This is a genomic window from Vibrio sp. N418 (genome assembly GCF_000222565.1).
GTDB classification, from domain to species: domain Bacteria; phylum Pseudomonadota; class Gammaproteobacteria; order Enterobacterales; family Vibrionaceae; genus Vibrio; species Vibrio scophthalmi.
In genome coordinates, this window is the sequence record NZ_AFWD01000069.1 from 18,447 (window position 1) to 36,565 (window position 18,119).

Below are 18,119 nucleotides of genomic sequence, written 5' to 3' on the forward strand. Positions count from 1 at the left end.
ACAAGACTTTAGAATTTCAGCAGATGTTTACCGTGTGAGACCTTGGCTTTAAGGTAACTTTCATTACCCTCTTTAATATGCGCTAAGGTGTTCACTACTTCGGCAATCTCAATTCCGTGCTCTTTAAGTTCGTTGACTTTCTTCGGATTGTTGGTCACTAAGCGAATTTTGCCAACACCTAAGGCTAATAACATTTGTGCCGCTTCTGAAAAATCACGCAGATCATCACCAAAGCCGAGGTGATTATTGGCTTCGTAGGTGTTCATACCCTGACTTTGTAGGCGATAAGCATCAATCTTATTGTACAAACCAATGCCACGTCCTTCTTGACGTAGGTATAGGATGATACCGCCGTACTCCCCCATACGCTCAATCGTTTCATCAAGTTGCTCGCCGCAATCACAACGAGAAGAATGGAATACATCGCCAGTCAGGCACTCTGAATGCATGCGCACAAGTGGGATATCTTGGCTTTGATCGGCTTGCTTAAAGATAACCGCAACATGCTCTTTGTCCGTTTTTAATCCCTTAAAAGACAAGATTTCTGCGTCAATTTTACTTCCAACACCGACTTTAAATTCTACTCTGGCACGTACTTCCGCCATATCAATACTCACTCGAACTCTTTTAATATTTATTGACTATCGCAATCAAACGACCGTCCTTTGTAACTAACTATGAGGACTCTTACTCAAGAATTCAATGGTTAGATCACTATTGTTATAATATAACAATTATAGTTCATAAAGATAGAGGTTGCTCGTCGAGGAATTTGTTAAAGATTTATCCTTGTTTAAGACGTGGCGAAATGACATGACTAGAGACTAAACCTGCAGAGCAACTGATGGCGTCGAACAAGATTCAATGATGAAATAAACAATCAAGGGGTATGACTGTGTTCAATAAAGAGAAGAATGACACAACGTGGGCATTTGCCCCGGGTTGTGGGATTACCGAGGCGATATAGCAGCAGGATGCAGCTTAAATTAGGTCAGTTAATGCGCTTGTGAGCGCTGCCAAACAGAAAGCTCAACCCAGACGTGCTCAAGCTCTTTTAACTCGTCATCGGTAAGAACGCTTAATGTTGGTTTACTTTGCGGAAGCGTATGAGCTTGCAACGAACTAATGTGTGAGTAAAAGTCCTTTCTTAATTGTAGTAGCATCGTTTCCACAGCGCATTCCTAATATTCTAACTAAAACAAAAGTTTAGCCATGACCGTATATGGCATCCATGTTCTTATGATAACAAAAGCTTCATTTTGCGCACAATTTAATCAATTATTTTGGAGTAACATCACACAAAATAGAGTTGCTTTGATTTTAATTTTAAGATCCATTTTTTGATCATTTTGCACAAAATAAAACGGGTTGATCATTTGACCAACCCGTTTGTCTATTTTGTGTGTGGAAACTAATCGCGTTTGCCCAGTTTTACCTGACCTTTGTCATCAAACCACAGTGCTTCTGTACGGCGGCGGCCAATCAAAAAAGGACCGTCATCGTAGAATAAGAAGTTCTTCCAATATTTCTTGAAGATACTCCACTTGGTTTCGAGGATGTTGTACTTTTCATAACAAAAATAAACAGTTACATCATCTTGCCAGTCGATAAACTCTAAAATTTCAGCGGGCAATTCTTCTTCATCAGATTCCCAAGCCGTCATCCAATCAACACTGTTACTCCAATTTGGCGCTTTCATTGGCCAATCACTTGAGGCGAGTCGGTCAGCATCTGGACTCTGCGCGCTGATGTTATCTTTCCACAACTGGGCGGCACGGGCTTGATCCATTGGTTTGATCGCTTCAAGATCTTGCTCTGCTACCGGCATCGACTGATGGGTAAAAATCCATTTTCTTTGGTACTGGTCCAAAGGTAAATAAGACATCTATGTTCCTCAATTAAGACTTCAACCAACCCTTTTCGCTGGCTTCTTCAATTAGTTGCTGGGCTTTATGCCACAAAGTAGATGAACCATCTTCAATTCTACGATTCACCGTTAATGCTTGCTGCTTAGTTACATTGTGTTCTTGCCAACTTTGACCACCATTATGGTAGTTCAAAAGCATCGGAATAATCCGATCGAGTGCCTTAGCGTATTTTGCTTCGGCGGTTTGGGCCTGTTCAAACTCTAACCAAATATTTTTTAACTCTGTCGCCTGATCGCTCGGTAGCAAACCAAACAATCGCTCTGCAGCGGCACGTTCTTTTTCTTCTTGCTGCGCTGATGCAGCGACATCGTAAACAAAGGTGTCACCAGCGTCGATTTCAACAATATCGTGCAACAGCAGCATTTTCATTACTTTGCTGATATCAACCGGTTGATTGGCATGCTCTTGCATTAGCACTGCCATCAAAGCGACATGCCAACTATGCTCCGCACTGTTTTCTAATCGACCATCAGCACTTTTAACCCGAGTACGGCGAAGTACGCTTTTGAGCTGATCTAATTCGATGATCAAATTCAATTGCTGCTCTAATCGTTGCATTACTTCTTTACCTCACGCCATTCAGAATTGATCAGCGCCGTCAGAACGTGGTCTCGCCATTGGCCATCAATCAATAAGTAATCTTTAGCGTAGCCTTCTCGCTCAAAACCTAATCGCGTTAATACCGCTTCACTACGTTGGTTGTGAGGCATGTAGCTGGCCATAATTCGATGCATGTTTTGCTTCGTAAACATGTAGTCGAGAGCCATTTTTAGCGCTCGACCCATCACTCCTCTTCCCTGTGCTTGTTCAGCCAGTGAATAACCAACATGACAAGCATGAACTGGAAAGCGAGTTAAACTACTAAAGGATATCGTACCCAACATTTGATCGCTGTGACGATCAATAATCAGTAAATAATACCCTAACCCGAGCCGATGCAGGTCACTGAGTTTGATCAGGCGCTGTGTCCAGCCTGGTAACGTAAAAAATTCCGCTTCCCGTTCTGGCTCCCACTGCTTTAAGTGACTTCGGTTAGTAATAAAATACTGACTAATTTTATACGCGTCCGTTGGCTCAGCGGTACGCAAAACGATATCCTTATCCACCTCATACACTTGTAGAGGGGTACTCACTTTCGACATCAACTTTTACGAATTCCATATTCACGTAGTTTGTTCGCGACCGAGGTATGCGAAACGTTCAAGCGCTTAGCGAGCTTACGGCTTGATGGGAACGATTGATAGAGTCTATCCAACACTTTAGATTCGTAATCTTTCATAATGTCATCAAGCGAACCATCAAGGTTGATCGAGCCCCCACTTGAAACAGAGGCTTCAACCTGAGGTAGATGGAATAGCTCAACCGTCAGTCGCTCACTTTCCAATTCAGTTAGAGCACGTAGAACCATGTTTTCTAACTGGCGCATGTTACCCGGCCAGTTGTACGACGCTAACTGATCAACAAGATTGTCATCAATTTCAGGCTTCACCATCCCCAACTGATTAATGTACTTAGCGACAAACAGTTCAAGTAATGGTGCTATGTCATTGGAACGATCGCGTAACGATGGAATATTGAGCGTTAGTACATTCAAACGATAGAAAAGATCTTCTCGAAACGCGCCAGATTCGGCTAAATCGGCCAAGTTATGGCGAGTTGAAGCAATGACGCGCACATTAACATGCACTTCGTGCTCTTCACCAACACGGCGGAAGGTGCCATCTTGCAATAAACGCAACAGCTTAATTTGCAAGTGCGGACTCATTTCACCGATTTCATCGAGAAATACCGTCCCGCCGTTGGCTTGTTCAAAGATCCCTTTATTGCCTTCTTGATGATTAAAACTGCCCGGAGCATGACCGAACAATTCGGTTTCCGCCACGTCATCAGGCATCGAAGCACAACTTAATACTAAAAATGGTGCTCCCGCTCGATGTGAGCGACTATGGCAAGCGCGTGCCAACATCTCTTTACCTGTGCCCGTCTCGCCTTGAATAAGCAATGGTTGCTCAAGATTCGCAAGCTTTTTCGCTTGCGTAATAAGCGCTTTATGACGATTGGAGACACCAACAAAATGCTCAAAGCCAAGATTGTTCTGTAAAGGGAGAATTTCTTTAAGCAGCGGCTTATCTTGCGCTGAACGGATAATCATCACTGTACTGGCTAAGATCGATTCTTTACTCTCAGTCGTGATGTAAACCGGCATGATTTCCATGACGTAATCAAGACCACTGATAACGATATTCTCACGCTGGCGAGTAATTTGCCCTTCAGCCCATTTACTGAAGTTAAAACTTGGAATCAGCTGACCAATTTGATGAGCGATCACTTCCTGTTCGTCACGGTTAAATAGATTCAACGCAGCATGGTTGGCCATGTCGACGTTGCCTTTTAGGTCTATCGCTAATACCGGCTCTGGAAGATTGTTGAGTAACGAAATAAGCTCGGTGTTATGCCTTTCCATCGGCATAAACTGAATTTTTCGGACATCTTTTACACCCGATATACGGCGAATTTCCGCCATTAATTCACTGAAGGTATCAAAATCAATATCCGGACAATTTAAATAAATAATTCCAGAAATATCAATTTCGATACCTCGTAAATCAATGCTCTTAGAGGCAAGGATATCGAGTAGCTCGCGTGTTAAGCCGAGTCGGTCTTCGCAAAAAACTTCTAGACGCACTGAGAGAGTCCTAAGTTAAGGTGTCAGGAAAAGTTGACAGTAGTTTCCCCTAAGCCTAGATCCTCGTCAAGCAAAGCGATATCACTTGCTTCACATTCACGCTATTTGACCGAAATAGACGCGACTTTCGCCACAATTTGCTTGCGGATTGATGACAGTTTAACCGCTCGCTCTGCTTGCCAAGGCATTGGGCGCAATAAAGATATTGCCTTAATGCCTAATCGAGCCGTCAGAATCCCTACACCAAGCCCCTGCCCTGCCCGTGCTGACAGTTTGCCAGCCAGATCCATCGAGAGTAAATCCATACTCGCATCAATCGCTAACTCACTCGCACCTGCCGCCGCCATATTGACCAATGTCGATTTGAACAGTTGTAAACGCGACCAGTAACCCAGTTCAATACCGTATACTTGAGCCAAACTATCAATCATTTTGAAATTGCGCCAAGCCACCAGCAACATGTCTGCCACGGCCAATGGACTTATGGCTACTAATGCCGCCGACTCAGTTGCGTGTTTCGACACGATCTGAGTCGCGAGTTTGTCTTGTTCCGCTATCACCATCGCATCATACATATCCAGTACTTCAGCATCACTGTGAGAGCCATTGACGGAATTAACCCAACGGTCATAACTCGGTGAATGCGGTTGAATTCCACCCTGTTTGGCTAACTGCTGACAAAACGCTTTACCTTGCCCCACACTGTCACTGGCCAACAAAGATTCACTCTGTTCTTGCACTGAAAAGTGATTGCGTAAGCGACGCAGCTTCCACAACTCTTTCGCCATGGCACCAATGCCCAATGCTGACAACGCTGAGACAAAGCCAGCCCAACCAAGTGCAAGCCAATCTGCGGTTTGAATTGCGGTAATAACTGTATCGATTGCTTGCCAGCCGACCAAGGCAGAAAACACACTAAGTAAGCCAGCACTTAACCACTTTCGGCCGGACTTTGGACGAATCACATGATCAAGCTGTTGCTCTACATCCGAGCCTTGCGCCTCTTCTATCTCGCTAGGCACAAACTGTTCTGATGGTTGGAATTGGATTTGCGCCGTTAATTCTGGTTCTGGCTTTGATGCTTGGTTTAATGGTTGATCAAAGAGCTGTTTAGATTTGAATTCGCTCATTTTAGTTTGTCTCCAATCAGCAATTCTAATGCTTTATCAATGCGAATATGCGGCAGCGGCTCATCTTGATGAGTGACCAATGGTTTAAAGGCGGTAAACTCAAACCCCTTTTGTTGCCAATACGATGCCGACGGCAGTTTGCGCGGTACTTCGCCGGGATAAACCGTGATGGCTTGGTCATTCATTGTTGTCCCTTGAATCGCGGGGATTGACTGTTCCCCTTGATTGATAAAACCCGTTTGTGTCGCTTGTATCGATGCCATGCTGATACAGCTCATTTCAATGTTCTCAAATGAGGCGGTTTGCCACGCTGGGTGAACCATCTGTTGTAGCAATGACACTAAATTTGGATGCTGATCAGGGGTAATATGATCGGCCTTAGTGGCTGCAAACAAGATTTTATCAATACGCGGCGCGAACAGACGCTTTAGCAACGAACTGCGCCCATAACGAAAACTGTGCATGATTTGCTCGAGGGCATTACGCATGTCCATAAAGGATTCATAACCAGCATTCAGTGGCTGTAAACAATCCACCAAGACTATTTGGCGATCAAACGTAGCAAAGTGATGTTTATAAAACGCTTTAACCACTTTGGTTTGGTATTCATGATAACGCGCTTTTAGCATCGCCAGATTGCTGTGCTTATCTGCTTTCACTTCGGCATCAAAGCGACATGGGAAAAACTGCAACACTGGTGCACCTTCCAATTCACCCGGTAAAACAAATCGTCCCGGTTGGACCCAATGCAAACCATTATCTTTGCAATCATGCAGATATTGAGTGTAAGTTTGTGCAATCGACGCTAATTGACTTTCGCTCACTTCAGCACTTAAATCGAGCGTTTCCAATTGCTCTAACCATGGTTTAGCCAACTCTAAGCGCAGCCCTTTTAAAGCACTAAATTGGCTTTGGCACCAAGCCGAAAAGTCCATATCCAGTAAGGGAAGATCAAGCAGCCATTCGCCCGGATAATCAATAATATCGAGGTTTAATGTCGCGGTATTGCCGAACAATCTTTTGGTCTTCTTACTTGGCTTATATTTGAGTGCAAGGCGAATTTCACTGACATCGCGAGTCGGTTCAGGCCAATTGGGTTGTTCACCCTGTAATTGCAGCATTGCCTCATCATAGGCAAAACGTGGCACCATCATATTAGATTGTGGTTCGCGCTTAGCGCCTACTAAACGCTTATCGCGACTGGCACTGAGTAAAGGTAGTTGGCTGTGAGTCGAGGTATGAAGTAACTGATTAACCAGTGAGGTGATAAACGCCGTTTTCCCCGCGCGCGATAAACCCGTGACAGCAATGCGCACATGCGAGTCCATACTACGGTGTAAAAAATCGTTCACTTCTTGCTGAATATTCTTCATTGAATCTCTCGTTAACGGATAACCGTACCTAGGATAACCAATACAACATTAATCTTGGATGAACAAAAAAACCTCTGAGGTTCATCAGAGGTTTAATGTATATCATAGTCGCCCGAAAGGCGCAGTGTTGTTGACTAATTCTAGATAGGATTAATCATCTTCAATCAGTTTATAAATGACAAACAGTGCAATTTCGAGTAAGACAAACAACACACAAGTGATGGTGACGTACTTAACGTCGAAGATGCTGATGCCATGAAGGATCAAATCGTAACCAACAAACGCACCCACGACGGCTGCAATGATGATTTGTAGAATTTGGATAAAGCGAGGCATTGCGCTCCCCCTGTTATTTTGTCTTATGAATGTTGATTCCCAAGTAGCTTCGAGATGCTTGGTTGGTGATAAGTTTCACCGGCCTGCCTCTTGGAGTTACTTGGTCATAGATAGTATATAGACAAAAAGTGCAGCTTTCGCGGCACTTTTGTCATTTTTTGGCAACTTATTCAGTGTCTTGACTTAATCAAGTTCCATTTCTTGGATTTTTACTTTCCAAGTGTCAGGGCCAATCTGGTGTGCATTGGCACCATTTGAGTCCACAGCAACCGTTACTGGCATATCTTCTACTTCAAACTCGTAGATCGCTTCCATACCCAAATCTTCAAACGCTACTACGCGTGCTTTTTTGATCGCTTTTGCCACTAAGTAGGCCGCGCCACCAACTGCCATTAGATAAACCGCTTTATGCTGTTTAATCGATTCCACGGTGGCTGGCCCACGTTCCGCTTTACCAATCATACCCATAATGCCTGTTTCATTAAGCATCATGTCGGTGAACTTATCCATGCGTGTCGAGGTTGTCGGGCCTGCCGGACCCACTGCTTCATCACCCACCGCGTCAACAGGACCAACGTAGTAAATAAATTTACCCTTAAAATCGACACCTTGCGGTAAACCTTCACCGCTTTCTAGCATGCCCTGAATGCGTTTATGCGCCGCGTCACGCCCGGTTAGAATTTTACCTGACAGCAACACGGTCTCGCCGGTTTTCCACTCTTCTACATCCGCTTGCGTCACTTCATCAAGATTGACACGACGGGTGTTGGCACCCGCTTCCCAAGTGATGTCTGGCCACTCTTCAAGTTTTGGTGGTGTTAATTCTGCAGGGCCGCTACCGTCGAGCGTAAAATGAACGTGACGCGTGGCCGCACAGTTTGGAATTAAGCACACCGGCTTAGAGGCTGCGTGTGTTGGTGCGGTTTTGATCTTCACATCCACCACGGTCGTCAACCCGCCTAAACCTTGTGCACCAATACCAAGTTTGTTCACTCGATTGAAAATATCTAAACGCAGCTCTTCTTCCGCATTTTGTGGACCACGATCGATAAGCTCTTGAATATCAATATGTTCCATCAATGACTCTTTGGCCAGTACAGCGGCTTTTTCCGCCGTCCCACCAATACCAATACCCAACATGCCCGGAGGACACCAACCCGCCCCCATTAACGGCAAGGTTTTTTCTACCCATTCAGCCACATCATCTGATGGGTTTAGCATCACCATTTTGGTTTTATTTTCGCTACCGCCGCCTTTAGCCGCTATTTGGATCTCAACAGTATTTCCCGGCACCATATTAATGTGCACAACCGCAGGTGTGTTGTCTTTGGTGTTAATACGTTTACCCGCAGGATCCATTAAAACAGAAGCGCGCAATGGGTTATCAGGATTGGTGTACGCTTCACGTACGCCCGCATCCACCATCTGCTGAACCGTCATATCGGTGGAGTCCCATTGAACGCCCATACCAATATTCACAAAGCAAGTAACGATGCCTGTATCCTGGCAAATTGGTCGATGACCTTCCGCCGACATACGAGAGTTAATCAAAATCTGGGCGATCGCATCCTTTGCCGCCTGACTTTCTTCACGATGATAAGCTTTTTCCAGCGCTTGAACGAAATCGAGCGGATGGTAGTAAGAAATATATTGCAGCGCATCAGCAACACTGCTGATCACATCCTGTTTGCGGATTATAGTCATTACTTGCCTCTTATTTGCTTCCGTTTATTCCCACTTTATTTAAACGTTTGCTATCGCGCTCTGAGTACGCTTCGCCATCAACCTTTATTCAAAGTAGCGGGTTATGATTTGGTTATGATACTCTTGCTTTCCTCAACGCGCCACGAAGTGAACGATCTCTTTGTCACAAATTAAACAAATGAATAACAGTCAATCAAATTGCTTACAAATCAAACAGATTTCCTACTCTTCTGATCTAGCTTGCCTCCTGTTCGCCCCGATTGCCCAGCAACATTGGGCGATGTTACTGCGCTCAGCATCTTCGCAACATGTCGACAGCCGATACGATATCTTAGTGGCGAATCCTCTGGTGACATTGACCACTTTTGGAGAGACAACGGTAATCACTGAGCAAGATGAGCAAACTCGTTCTGAACAAGACCCGTTTGGTTTGATTGAGCAAATACAGCATTCGCATTTGGGCGCTTGTGATTATGACGGTGATTTACCATTTGTTGGTGGTGCATTAGGTTATTTTTCTTATGATTTAGGTCGTCGAGTTGAATCAATTCCGGCGTTAGCCGAACACGATCTCTCTTCGCCAGATATGGCGGTAGGTATTTATGATTGGGCCGTTGTTATTGATCATCTACAGCAACAAGCTTGGGTCGTAGGTAACAATACCGACCAGCATTGGCAATGGCTACAGCAACAAGCGCTGCAGCACGATGAGCAACGGTGTACGCCATTTGCACTGCAAAGCCCATGGCAATCAAACCTGACCAAAACCCAGTACCAAACTCGCTTTGAACAAGTGCAGCAATACCTTCTTTCTGGCGACTGCTACCAAATTAACCTTGCTCAACGTTTCAGTGCGCAATACCAAGGTGATGAATGGCAAGCGTACCAAAAACTAGAGCAAGTAAACCAAGCGCCGTTTTCAGCCTTTATTCGTACCGAGCACAGCGCCATTTTGAGTGTCTCCCCTGAGCGCTTTTTGCAAGTCAATAACAACGTCATTGAAACCAAACCTATTAAGGGCACCCGTCCGCGTTTTGCCGATGAAACTCTCGATAAAGCCTCTGCTCTCGAGCTCTCCTTGGCCGAGAAAGACCAAGCCGAAAACTTGATGATCGTCGATTTGCTGCGTAATGACGTAGGTCGCGTGGCAAAACCCGGGACCGTGCATGTACCAAAGCTATTTGATATCGAAAGCTTCCCTGCCGTTCATCACTTAGTCAGTACCATCAAAGCCGAATTAGATGAACGCTATACTGCGCTTGATTTGTTGCGCGCCAGTTTCCCCGGCGGATCCATTACGGGTGCACCAAAAGTGCGCGCGATGGAAATTATCGAAGAGCTAGAGCCACACCGACGCAATGCCTATTGTGGGAGTATTGGTTATATCAGCCGTCATGGCCGAATGGATACCAGCATTACCATTCGCACTCTGGTGGCGGAGAAAGGTCAATTGTACGTCTGGGCAGGCGGAGGCTTAGTCGCAGACAGCCAGTGTGATGCGGAATATCAAGAAACCTTCGATAAATTAAGCCGCATTTTACCGGCGCTGGAAAATGCGTAACGACCTATTTCAGTAGTTAACCGCGAAGCATAAATAACAATGAATAAGTCGCGATAAAAGTAAGTCGCGACAAACAAATCAATGGATCTGACGCTCGTTAGATCCATTTTTCTATCATCAATTTCAAATCTGCCGCCGTGTAGGGCTTGGTGAGGATATCGTCCATACCACTCTCAATACAGCGCTCGCGTTCTTCAAGCGTAGTCCCAGCAGTTAAGGCGATAATTGGGCGAGAATAATGATGAGCGCGCAAGTAATTCGCCGCCTCAAAACCATCCATTTCAGGCATGCGGCAGTCCATAAAGATCAAATCGTACTGGCCTTGTTCTGCAGCTCTAATTGCTTCAAGGCCGTTTTCGGCAAGATCTGGTTCAATCGCAAATTTTTTCAGCATTTGATTGATGATCACTTGGTTCATGCGAATATCATCAACCACCAACACGGATAAACTCTCCAGTGTCTTGTGTACTCGTTGGGTCTGCAAGGCTTCGGTATTTTGAGCAGGTTGATGCGCAACATTCAAAGGTAATTGAATTGAGAACGTACTGCCCTCGCCAACATCGCTTTCAAAGCCGATCTGCCCGTCCATTAATTCAACCAAATTTTTGCAAATCGCTAAACCAAGCCCCGTCCCTTCAAAACTTCGTTTGGTCGTTCGATCAGCCTGAACGAAGGGATCGAACAACTGTGCTTGAGCTTGTTGTGGAATACCACACCCAGTATCTGAAACCAACACATGTAAATTATCCTCTTGCCACGACGCCGACACTTCCACTTTTCCCTCAGAGGTAAACTTAATCGCGTTACCAATCAAATTGACCAAAATCTGACTAATGCGTTCAAAATCGGCATAAAACGCCGCTGGCATATTAGGGGATTCCTCGATGATAAAAAAAATGCGCTTCTCTTGGGCTCGGGGAGAAAAAATGCCATTGAGCATGCTTTTCAAATCATGCCAACTGAAATGGGTCGGAAACAACTCCATCATTCCTGCACTCATTTTACTGTAATCGAGCAAGTCATTGATGATATGTCTTAAAAGATCACCAGAGTGCGTTAAATTGGTCAACAATTGCGTTTGCTGATTATTCAACGGCGTGTCCGACAATAACTCCGCACTGCCAAGTAAGCCATTAAGCGGAGTTCTCAACTCATGGTTAATCATCGCCACAAACTCTTTAGTGGCTCGCTCAGATTCTTCAGCATATTTGCGAGCCTGCTGAGTTTTTTCCACCATCAATTGGCGACTAATCGCGCTGCAAAGTAACTCAACCACCAAAGTTAGCTGACTAGAAATAAACCGTGGCTCAATGTCACTAACATCCACATCAACACATAACTGTCCCAGTAATTTATGCTCAACTTCCAAAGGAATGTAAATAACACTGCCTTGCCAAAGCTCTTGAGGGTGAATCGACGTTAAAACGGGTTTGGGAACCAAAGAGGGTAACGCTCCAAATTCACGAGCAAGTACTGTCGATAGCGTATTTTCGCTAATAGAAAGCTGGATGCCATAAACAAGCGCACTCGCAGATAGGCGCTCCAAAAAGCTCGACAATAAGCCATCATCGAGCGTACGCGTTAAGAATGCTCGACCAAAGTGAATCAATGTCTCATTGATGTGGCCTTCAAACTCAAGCTTCTTTAGTCCTTGCAAGTTCTGAGTTTCTAACTGACCAAGCACTAACTTGAGTTGCTGATTTGCCTCGTAAAGCTCAAGACTTTTTTGCTCGAGCAAAGACTCTGCTGCTTTTCTCGCCGCCCTTTCTCGGGCGACTTTGCGTTCTAATGCACTACTGCTATCCATCGCATTCATTCAACCAGAGAGAGATAGAAACGAACATGGCTGTTATCGGTTGTTTCACTGGCCATGGTGATTTCAAGGCTTTCATCAAAATGATCGGCACAGCCTTTGACTAAACCAAGGCAAACATGAGACATGCAACGAGCACTTTTATAATCGAACACCATTTCAGTTTCTGTTTCGGAAATAAATTCAAATTTAGGTGGGTTGGCCTCTGCGTAGAGTTTTTTCACCTCGATGTGAATATAATCTTCTACTAAGCGAACAAATTGAAAAGAGTTTTTGCATTCGCCTAAACTGGCTTTATTCGGTAGGGATGCGTATAGATTAAGGAAAACAGACTGGCCAAACACTTGCTGTAGATCTTCCGCGGAAATGCCCGTCTTTTGACTCAGTAGCACGATCAGTTTGACCAAATTGCGATGGTCGTAACTGCCAATAGAGGTATAAATACCCTCGTCATTCGCTTCAAGTAATAACTCATCCAATAATTCCAGCCCAAATTTCTGCTCCACAAGATCCAGAAATTCAGTAAATATGATTCCTTTCATGCCCAGCCCTTTATCATGGTTTTCTACTAATCTCTTTTCAACTACTTACCTTTCGATATATAGAGCACCTTGAGGTAGAGTGACGAGTTCGCTAACCTTTTATATATTATTCAAAGCATGATCTATAAAACTGGCTTTTTCAAATACCTATAGGAAGTTAATGTGTACATTCCACCCAGCCGGCAACAACTCATTCAGCGTTTTTCGTTACAGCAGCCTGCCGCCTATCATCGGGAATCGCTTAAACGACTTAATCATTTGCAAAATCAGACGTTACGCAAAGCGGCGGTATTGATTGGATTTGTTGAACGAGAGAACGGATTAAATGTGCTCTTTACCAAACGCGCAGCACATTTAAAGCACCATCCGGGGCAAGTGAGCTTTCCTGGCGGAAAATATGAACTCGAGGATGGCTCACTACGTGCGACCGCATTGCGAGAAACGCATGAAGAGATCGGGGTCTTTGCACAGCAAATTGAGATATTTGGACAGATGCCCGAACTGCCAACAATTAGCCAGTTTTCGGTGACGCCGTACCTTGCTTTCATTGATGCCAATTATTTTGCAGCAATCGATCATAACGAAGTGGAATCGGTTTTCGAGGTGCCTGTCGAAATCGTACTCGACCCGAAACATCTCTACAGCGACACTTTTTGCGTAAAACAGCAGCACCACCGTGTGTTTGCCATCAACTATCAAGGGCAATTTATTTGGGGAATGACCGCGCAAATCATCCATGCATTACAGAATCATATTATGCATCAATGTTAATAAAAGCAACGATTGGTCAACAAACGCTCACATTAGTGAAATCAACGCTCAACTCCGCAAACGTTTCCCTTGCACAAAATAACGTCAGCTTATCCAGTTGATAAGTTTTTCTAATGCGTCACATTAAGATAAATCAGGTGTGGCACGTCATTTTCGTGACAATAAACTCCTTTTTGGAATATCATATTATCAGTCCCATCAATTTGTGATTTAGATCTAATAATTGTGCAATCCTTTTGTGCAGAATTGCACGCAACTTATTACCTGTTCCCAAAAAATGAGTATCCCAATATGAGTTCTACTACTTCAACGGCATCTACGGTGCAATCATCGAGTAAGTTTACTTACAAAGATTTCACATGGTGTCTATCACTTTTCGGTACTGCTGTAGGTGCTGGCGTACTATTTCTTCCAATTAAAGCAGGTGCTGGCGGCTTCTGGCCATTAGTTATGCTAGCCCTAATCGCAGCGCCTATGACTTGGTTTGCTCACAAGTCTCTAGCTCGTTTTGTACTTTCTGCTAAAAACCCTGAATCAGATATCACTGATACTGTTGAAGAACACTTTGGTAAAACTGGCGCAAACCTTATTACTTTCGCCTACTTCTTCGCCATTTACCCTATCGTTCTTATCTACGGTGTTGGTATCACAAACACAGTTGACTCTTTCCTAGTTAACCAAATGGGCATGGAATCTATTCCTCGTTGGTTACTGTCTGGTGCACTTATTGCTGCTATGACTATGGGCGTAGTATTTGGCAAAGACCTAATGCTTAAGGCAACCTCTGCAATGGTTTACCCATTGGTTATTATCCTACTAGCACTGTCTGTATTCCTTATCCCTGATTGGAATACATCAATGGTTGAAGTTGCGCCTGATTTCAGCACAATGCCTATCGTTGTATGGTTAGCGATTCCAATCATCGTATTCTCATTCAACCACAGCCCTGTTATTTCTCAGTTTGCTAAAGAACAACGCATGAACTTTGGTGATGACGCAGTTAAGAAAACTGACGCAATCACTGGCGGTGCGGCAATGATGCTAATGGGTTTTGTAATGTTCTTCGTATTCTCTGTTGTTCTGTCTCTATCTCCAGAGCAGCTAGCAATGGCACAAGAGCAAAACATCTCTGTACTTTCATACCTTGCAAACGTACACGACAACCCAATCATCTCTTACATGGGTCCTGTTGTTGCTTTTGCTGCGATTACTTCTAGCTACTTCGGTCACTTCCTAGGTGCTCACGAAGGTCTAGTTGGTCTAATCAAATCTCGTGCTTCTACTCCGGTAAGCACTATTGAGAAAGGTTCACTAATCTTCATCGTAATCACTACTTGGATTGTTGCAATCATCAACCCAAGCATCCTAGGTATGATTGAAACAATGGGCGCACCAATGATCGCGGCTATCTTGTTCCTTCTACCAGTATTCGCAATGAAGAAAGTTCCTGCGATGGCGAAGTACAAAACTTCTGCACCTGTACAGATTTTCACAGTTATCTGTGGTCTTGCAGCGATTACTTCTGTAATCTACGGCGCTCTTTAATTACCCCTGTAAACTTGGGTAGTTAAAACAAAAATATAATGATAATTCTAAGCCTCCCTCTCTAGGGAGGCTTGCTTTTGAGGTAATCGATATGATTAGTGTTTTTGACATCTATAAGATCGGTGTTGGTCCTTCTAGTTCTCACACTGTAGGCCCAATGAAAGCGGGTAAAGAATTTATTGATGATCTTCGTTCAATGGGAAAATTGCGCGACATCACTAAAATCACCGTGGACGTTTATGGATCACTATCACTGACAGGGAAAGGTCACCACACCGATATCGCTATCATCATGGGTCTTGCTGGCAATACCCCTGAAAAAGTCGACATCGATTCTATTGCAAGCTTCATTGCACGCGTAGAAGAAACTGAACGCCTTCCTGTTGGCATGCACTGTCACACAGTATCGTTCCCTAAAGATGGCGGTATGAACTTCCATACTTCTAACTTATCGCTACACGAAAACGGCATGCAGATCCACGCTTGGATCGATGACGAAGTCGCGTACTCGAAAACGTATTACTCTATCGGTGGTGGTTTCATCGTCGATGAGGAAAACTTTGGTAAAGAAGAAGAAAACCCAATCAAGGTTCCTTTCCCGTTCACAACCGCTGAAGAGCTTGTGGATCAATGTAAAGAGCATGGGCTTTCTATCAGCGCTTTGGTTATGAAAAACCAAGCGGCTCTACACTCAGATGAAGAGTCTCGCACCTACTTTGCCAACATCTGGAAAACCATGCGTGAAGGCATGGATCGTGGTATGAATACTGAAGGTATTCTTCCTGGTCCACTGCGCGTACCTCGCCGTGCAGCAGCACTGCGTCAACAGCTGCTAACGTCAGAGAAAACCTCTAACGATCCAATGGCTGTGGTTGACTGGGTAAACATGTTTGCTTTCGCAGTAAACGAAGAGAACGCAGCTGGTGGCCGTGTTGTTACCGCGCCAACCAATGGTGCATGTGGCATTATCCCTGCTGTACTTGCGTACTACGACAAGTTTATTCAAACCGTGACAGAGAAAGATTACATCCGTTACTTCGCCGCTTCTGGCGCGATCGGTGGTCTCTACAAGCGTAACGCTTCTATCTCTGGTGCGGAAGTAGGCTGTCAAGGCGAAGTTGGCGTAGCATGTTCTATGGCAGCCGCAGGCCTTGCAGAGCTTATGGGCGGTAGTCCTGAGCAAGTCTGTATGGCAGCTGAAATCGGCATGGAACACAACCTAGGTCTTACATGTGACCCTGTTGCGGGCCAAGTACAAGTACCATGTATCGAGCGTAACGGTATTGCTGCAGTAAAAGCAATCAACTCAACTCGTATGGCACTACGTCGTTCTTCAGCTCCAACCGTTTCTCTAGATAAAGTTATCGAAACAATGCTAGAAACCGGTAAAGATATGAACGCAAAATACCGCGAAACGTCTCAAGGCGGCCTAGCAATTAAAGTTATCTGCTAACTTTAGTAGTGAACAGCGGTCAAATTATTAGTAAAAGCATATTTTATTGATAATTAAGACGATATAATGGCGACTGTAATGGTCGCCATTTTTGTATGACCAATTTGAGAATCAGCCCCTGCTGAATCCCCGTTGGTTACCGTAGTATTAATGAGGCAATATGATTGCGATAAAACCGGCCAAGCTGAAAGATTTCGCCAGTTTAATGCAGCTTGAAGTGCATCAAGAGCAGAAAGAAAACCACCTCCCCTTTGAAGAGGTGTACCACAATCGTTCTAAATATGAAGTGATTCTTGCGCTGTATTCTGAGCGCCAACCGATTGGTTATCTCGTATTAGACAAGGCCTTTTCTCACTACGCGACATTTGCTCGTCGTAACGAGCTTGGCCTGAAATACATCGTATTAGATAAGCACCATCAGCGCCAAGGCTTTGGTCGAGAAGCAATGCAGAAATTGTTTGTCTACGCCTATGCCGTCAATGGTGATAGTGACTCACTGTGTGTCACTCTCCCCGCCAAAGATGAAGCTTCACGCACCTTCTTCTCTCGCATCGGTTTCAGTGATACCGATAGTTTTTTCTATGGTGAAAGTGGCAAAGAGCGCATTATGCGCCATAGACTCTAGCGGCATTAGATATACGAATGCAAAAAAGCCAATCTATTGATTGGCTTTTTTATGTATGCTCAACGCAGATTGACTCACATTAAAGCGAGTCAGGTGATCACTCACCCTTATAAATACATCCAGCGGTGCACGTTTCTTTAATTTCTACTTTACTCAGCAAAGGTAACGCGGGCTTTAGCTGTTGCCAAATCCATTTTGCTAGTACTTCACTGGTTGGGTTTTCTAACCCTTCAATGTCATTTAAGTAGTAGTGGTCAAGACGATTGTAGATTGGTTTAAAAGCCGCTTTAATTTCAGCGAAATCAACCACCCAACCAGTATACGGGTCCACTTCCCCTTCAACATAAAGACGAACTAAAAAAGAGTGCCCGTGTAAACGACCACATTTGTGACCTTCTGGGACATGAGGCAAATGGTGTGCGGCCTCAAACATAAACTCTTTGTACAACTCTGTTTTCATCATTTTTCTCAGGCTTTCGTCAAGAAGCCGTCATACTAAAGCCTTGTAAGCAGAGTGACAAGCTCACATCTATCGCAATAGTCACTTTTCTTTTTCCCACAACATTGCTAGACCAGCCTCGGACACTCATTCACACAGAAACATAAAGGACACATGTTACTTACATCACAGTTACAGATGGAAGTTTTCGGT

General features: G+C 44.4%; 18 protein-coding genes. 5 read left to right on the plus strand and 13 right to left on the minus strand.

Annotated elements, in window-relative coordinates; translation table 11 throughout:
• Window positions 1–8: 8 nt before the first annotated feature.
• The 10 genes from RH86_RS14755 to RH86_RS14800 all read right to left on the minus strand — a co-directional run bounded on the left by RH86_RS14755 (window position 9) and on the right by RH86_RS14800 (window position 9,157).
• Window positions 9–605 carry a GTP cyclohydrolase II gene (locus RH86_RS14755; protein WP_009386906.1) on the minus strand — a complete coding sequence of 199 codons (597 nt, stop codon included), beginning with the start codon at window positions 603–605 and terminating at the stop codon, window positions 9–11.
• 390 nt (window positions 606–995) lie between these two features.
• Complete coding sequence (locus RH86_RS20575; protein ID WP_005598780.1) at window positions 996–1,172, minus strand: hypothetical protein; 177 nt, start codon at window positions 1,170–1,172, stop codon at window positions 996–998.
• 239 nt (window positions 1,173–1,411) lie between these two features.
• A complete protein-coding gene (locus RH86_RS14765; protein WP_005598779.1) occupies window positions 1,412–1,885 on the minus strand; it encodes a DUF2947 domain-containing protein in 474 nt (157 codons plus the stop codon).
• Between the two features lie 13 nt (window positions 1,886–1,898).
• The gene (locus RH86_RS14770; protein ID WP_005598778.1) at window positions 1,899–2,486 is read right to left on the minus strand and encodes an HD domain-containing protein; all 588 of its coding nucleotides are present in this window, start codon (window positions 2,484–2,486) and stop codon (window positions 1,899–1,901) included.
• Entirely contained in the window at window positions 2,486–3,070 is a 585-nt protein-coding gene (rimJ, locus tag RH86_RS14775; protein ID WP_009386908.1) for a ribosomal protein S5-alanine N-acetyltransferase, read from the minus strand. The genes RH86_RS14770 and rimJ overlap by 1 nt, the downstream gene beginning before the upstream one ends.
• Window positions 3,070–4,614, minus strand: a complete 1,545-nt coding sequence (gene tyrR, locus RH86_RS14780) for a transcriptional regulator TyrR (protein WP_009386909.1) — start codon at window positions 4,612–4,614, stop codon at window positions 3,070–3,072. Before tyrR ends, rimJ begins: the two co-directional genes overlap by 1 nt.
• A gap of 101 nt (window positions 4,615–4,715) precedes the next feature.
• Complete coding sequence (locus RH86_RS14785; RefSeq protein ID WP_009386910.1) at window positions 4,716–5,744, minus strand: YcjF family protein; 1,029 nt, start codon at window positions 5,742–5,744, stop codon at window positions 4,716–4,718.
• The gene (locus tag RH86_RS14790; RefSeq protein ID WP_009386911.1) at window positions 5,741–7,117 is read right to left on the minus strand and encodes a YcjX family protein; all 1,377 of its coding nucleotides are present in this window, start codon (window positions 7,115–7,117) and stop codon (window positions 5,741–5,743) included. The genes RH86_RS14785 and RH86_RS14790 overlap by 4 nt, the downstream gene beginning before the upstream one ends.
• Window positions 7,118–7,267: 150 nt before the next feature.
• Complete coding sequence (locus RH86_RS14795; RefSeq protein ID WP_005598773.1) at window positions 7,268–7,453, minus strand: hypothetical protein; 186 nt, start codon at window positions 7,451–7,453, stop codon at window positions 7,268–7,270.
• 183 nt (window positions 7,454–7,636) lie between these two features.
• On the minus strand, window positions 7,637–9,157 hold the full coding sequence (locus tag RH86_RS14800; RefSeq protein ID WP_009386912.1) for a fumarate hydratase: 1,521 nt from the start codon (window positions 9,155–9,157) through the stop codon (window positions 7,637–7,639).
• Between the two features lie 178 nt (window positions 9,158–9,335).
• Here RH86_RS14800 and pabB point away from each other — a divergent pair, with 178 nt between their 5' ends.
• Window positions 9,336–10,718 (plus strand): aminodeoxychorismate synthase component 1, encoded by a 1,383-nt coding sequence (gene pabB, locus RH86_RS14805; RefSeq protein ID WP_009386913.1) that lies wholly within the window; start codon window positions 9,336–9,338, stop codon window positions 10,716–10,718.
• A gap of 97 nt (window positions 10,719–10,815) precedes the next feature.
• Here pabB and RH86_RS14810 read toward each other — a convergent pair whose 3' ends face one another.
• Complete coding sequence (locus RH86_RS14810; RefSeq protein ID WP_009386914.1) at window positions 10,816–12,525, minus strand: ATP-binding protein; 1,710 nt, start codon at window positions 12,523–12,525, stop codon at window positions 10,816–10,818.
• 5 nt (window positions 12,526–12,530) lie between these two features.
• Window positions 12,531–13,073, minus strand: a complete 543-nt coding sequence (locus RH86_RS14815) for a heme NO-binding domain-containing protein (protein ID WP_009386915.1) — start codon at window positions 13,071–13,073, stop codon at window positions 12,531–12,533.
• Between the two features lie 162 nt (window positions 13,074–13,235).
• Between RH86_RS14815 and RH86_RS14820 the strand changes: the two genes are divergently transcribed.
• The 4 genes from RH86_RS14820 (at window position 13,236) to RH86_RS14835 (ending at window position 17,467) form a co-directional block, all read left to right on the plus strand.
• Window positions 13,236–13,844, plus strand: a complete 609-nt coding sequence (locus RH86_RS14820) for a CoA pyrophosphatase (protein ID WP_009386916.1) — start codon at window positions 13,236–13,238, stop codon at window positions 13,842–13,844.
• 291 nt (window positions 13,845–14,135) lie between these two features.
• Window positions 14,136–15,389 carry an aromatic amino acid transport family protein gene (locus tag RH86_RS14825; protein WP_005598758.1) on the plus strand — a complete coding sequence of 418 codons (1,254 nt, stop codon included), beginning with the start codon at window positions 14,136–14,138 and terminating at the stop codon, window positions 15,387–15,389.
• Between the two features lie 91 nt (window positions 15,390–15,480).
• Complete coding sequence (locus RH86_RS14830; RefSeq protein WP_005598757.1) at window positions 15,481–16,842, plus strand: L-serine ammonia-lyase; 1,362 nt, start codon at window positions 15,481–15,483, stop codon at window positions 16,840–16,842.
• Between the two features lie 160 nt (window positions 16,843–17,002).
• Window positions 17,003–17,467: a GNAT family N-acetyltransferase gene (locus tag RH86_RS14835; protein ID WP_009386917.1), complete on the plus strand. Its 465-nt coding sequence runs from the start codon at window positions 17,003–17,005 to the stop codon at window positions 17,465–17,467.
• A 97-nt stretch (window positions 17,468–17,564) separates the two neighbouring features.
• On the opposite strand, the gene queD is transcribed toward RH86_RS14835, so the two are convergent.
• Window positions 17,565–17,927, minus strand: coding sequence for a 6-carboxytetrahydropterin synthase QueD (gene queD, locus RH86_RS14840; RefSeq protein WP_005598753.1), 363 nt, complete (start codon window positions 17,925–17,927; stop codon window positions 17,565–17,567).
• Window positions 17,928–18,119 lie beyond the last annotated feature (192 nt).

Excerpts from the sequence above, each read along its gene's own strand:
- RH86_RS14755 (WP_009386906.1), bottom strand. The coding sequence starts at position 605 with ATGGCGGAAGTACGTGCCAGAGTAGAATTTAAAGTCGGTGTTGGAAGT.
- RH86_RS14765 (WP_005598779.1), bottom strand. The coding sequence starts at position 1,885 with ATGTCTTATTTACCTTTGGACCAGTACCAAAGAAAATGGATTTTTACC.
- RH86_RS14770 (WP_005598778.1), bottom strand. The coding sequence starts at position 2,486 with ATGCAACGATTAGAGCAGCAATTGAATTTGATCATCGAATTAGATCAG.
- rimJ (WP_009386908.1), bottom strand. The coding sequence starts at position 3,070 with ATGTCGAAAGTGAGTACCCCTCTACAAGTGTATGAGGTGGATAAGGAT.
- RH86_RS14785 (WP_009386910.1), bottom strand. The coding sequence starts at position 5,744 with ATGAGCGAATTCAAATCTAAACAGCTCTTTGATCAACCATTAAACCAA.
- RH86_RS14790 (WP_009386911.1), bottom strand. The coding sequence starts at position 7,117 with ATGAAGAATATTCAGCAAGAAGTGAACGATTTTTTACACCGTAGTATG.
- RH86_RS14795 (WP_005598773.1), bottom strand. The coding sequence starts at position 7,453 with ATGCCTCGCTTTATCCAAATTCTACAAATCATCATTGCAGCCGTCGTG.
- RH86_RS14800 (WP_009386912.1), bottom strand. The coding sequence starts at position 9,157 with ATGACTATAATCCGCAAACAGGATGTGATCAGCAGTGTTGCTGATGCG.
- pabB (WP_009386913.1), top strand. The coding sequence starts at position 9,336 with ATGAATAACAGTCAATCAAATTGCTTACAAATCAAACAGATTTCCTAC.
- RH86_RS14810 (WP_009386914.1), bottom strand. The coding sequence starts at position 12,525 with ATGGATAGCAGTAGTGCATTAGAACGCAAAGTCGCCCGAGAAAGGGCG.
- RH86_RS14815 (WP_009386915.1), bottom strand. The coding sequence starts at position 13,073 with ATGAAAGGAATCATATTTACTGAATTTCTGGATCTTGTGGAGCAGAAA.
- RH86_RS14825 (WP_005598758.1), top strand. The coding sequence starts at position 14,136 with ATGAGTTCTACTACTTCAACGGCATCTACGGTGCAATCATCGAGTAAG.
- RH86_RS14830 (WP_005598757.1), top strand. The coding sequence starts at position 15,481 with ATGATTAGTGTTTTTGACATCTATAAGATCGGTGTTGGTCCTTCTAGT.
- RH86_RS14835 (WP_009386917.1), top strand. The coding sequence starts at position 17,003 with ATGATTGCGATAAAACCGGCCAAGCTGAAAGATTTCGCCAGTTTAATG.
- queD (WP_005598753.1), bottom strand. The coding sequence starts at position 17,927 with ATGAAAACAGAGTTGTACAAAGAGTTTATGTTTGAGGCCGCACACCAT.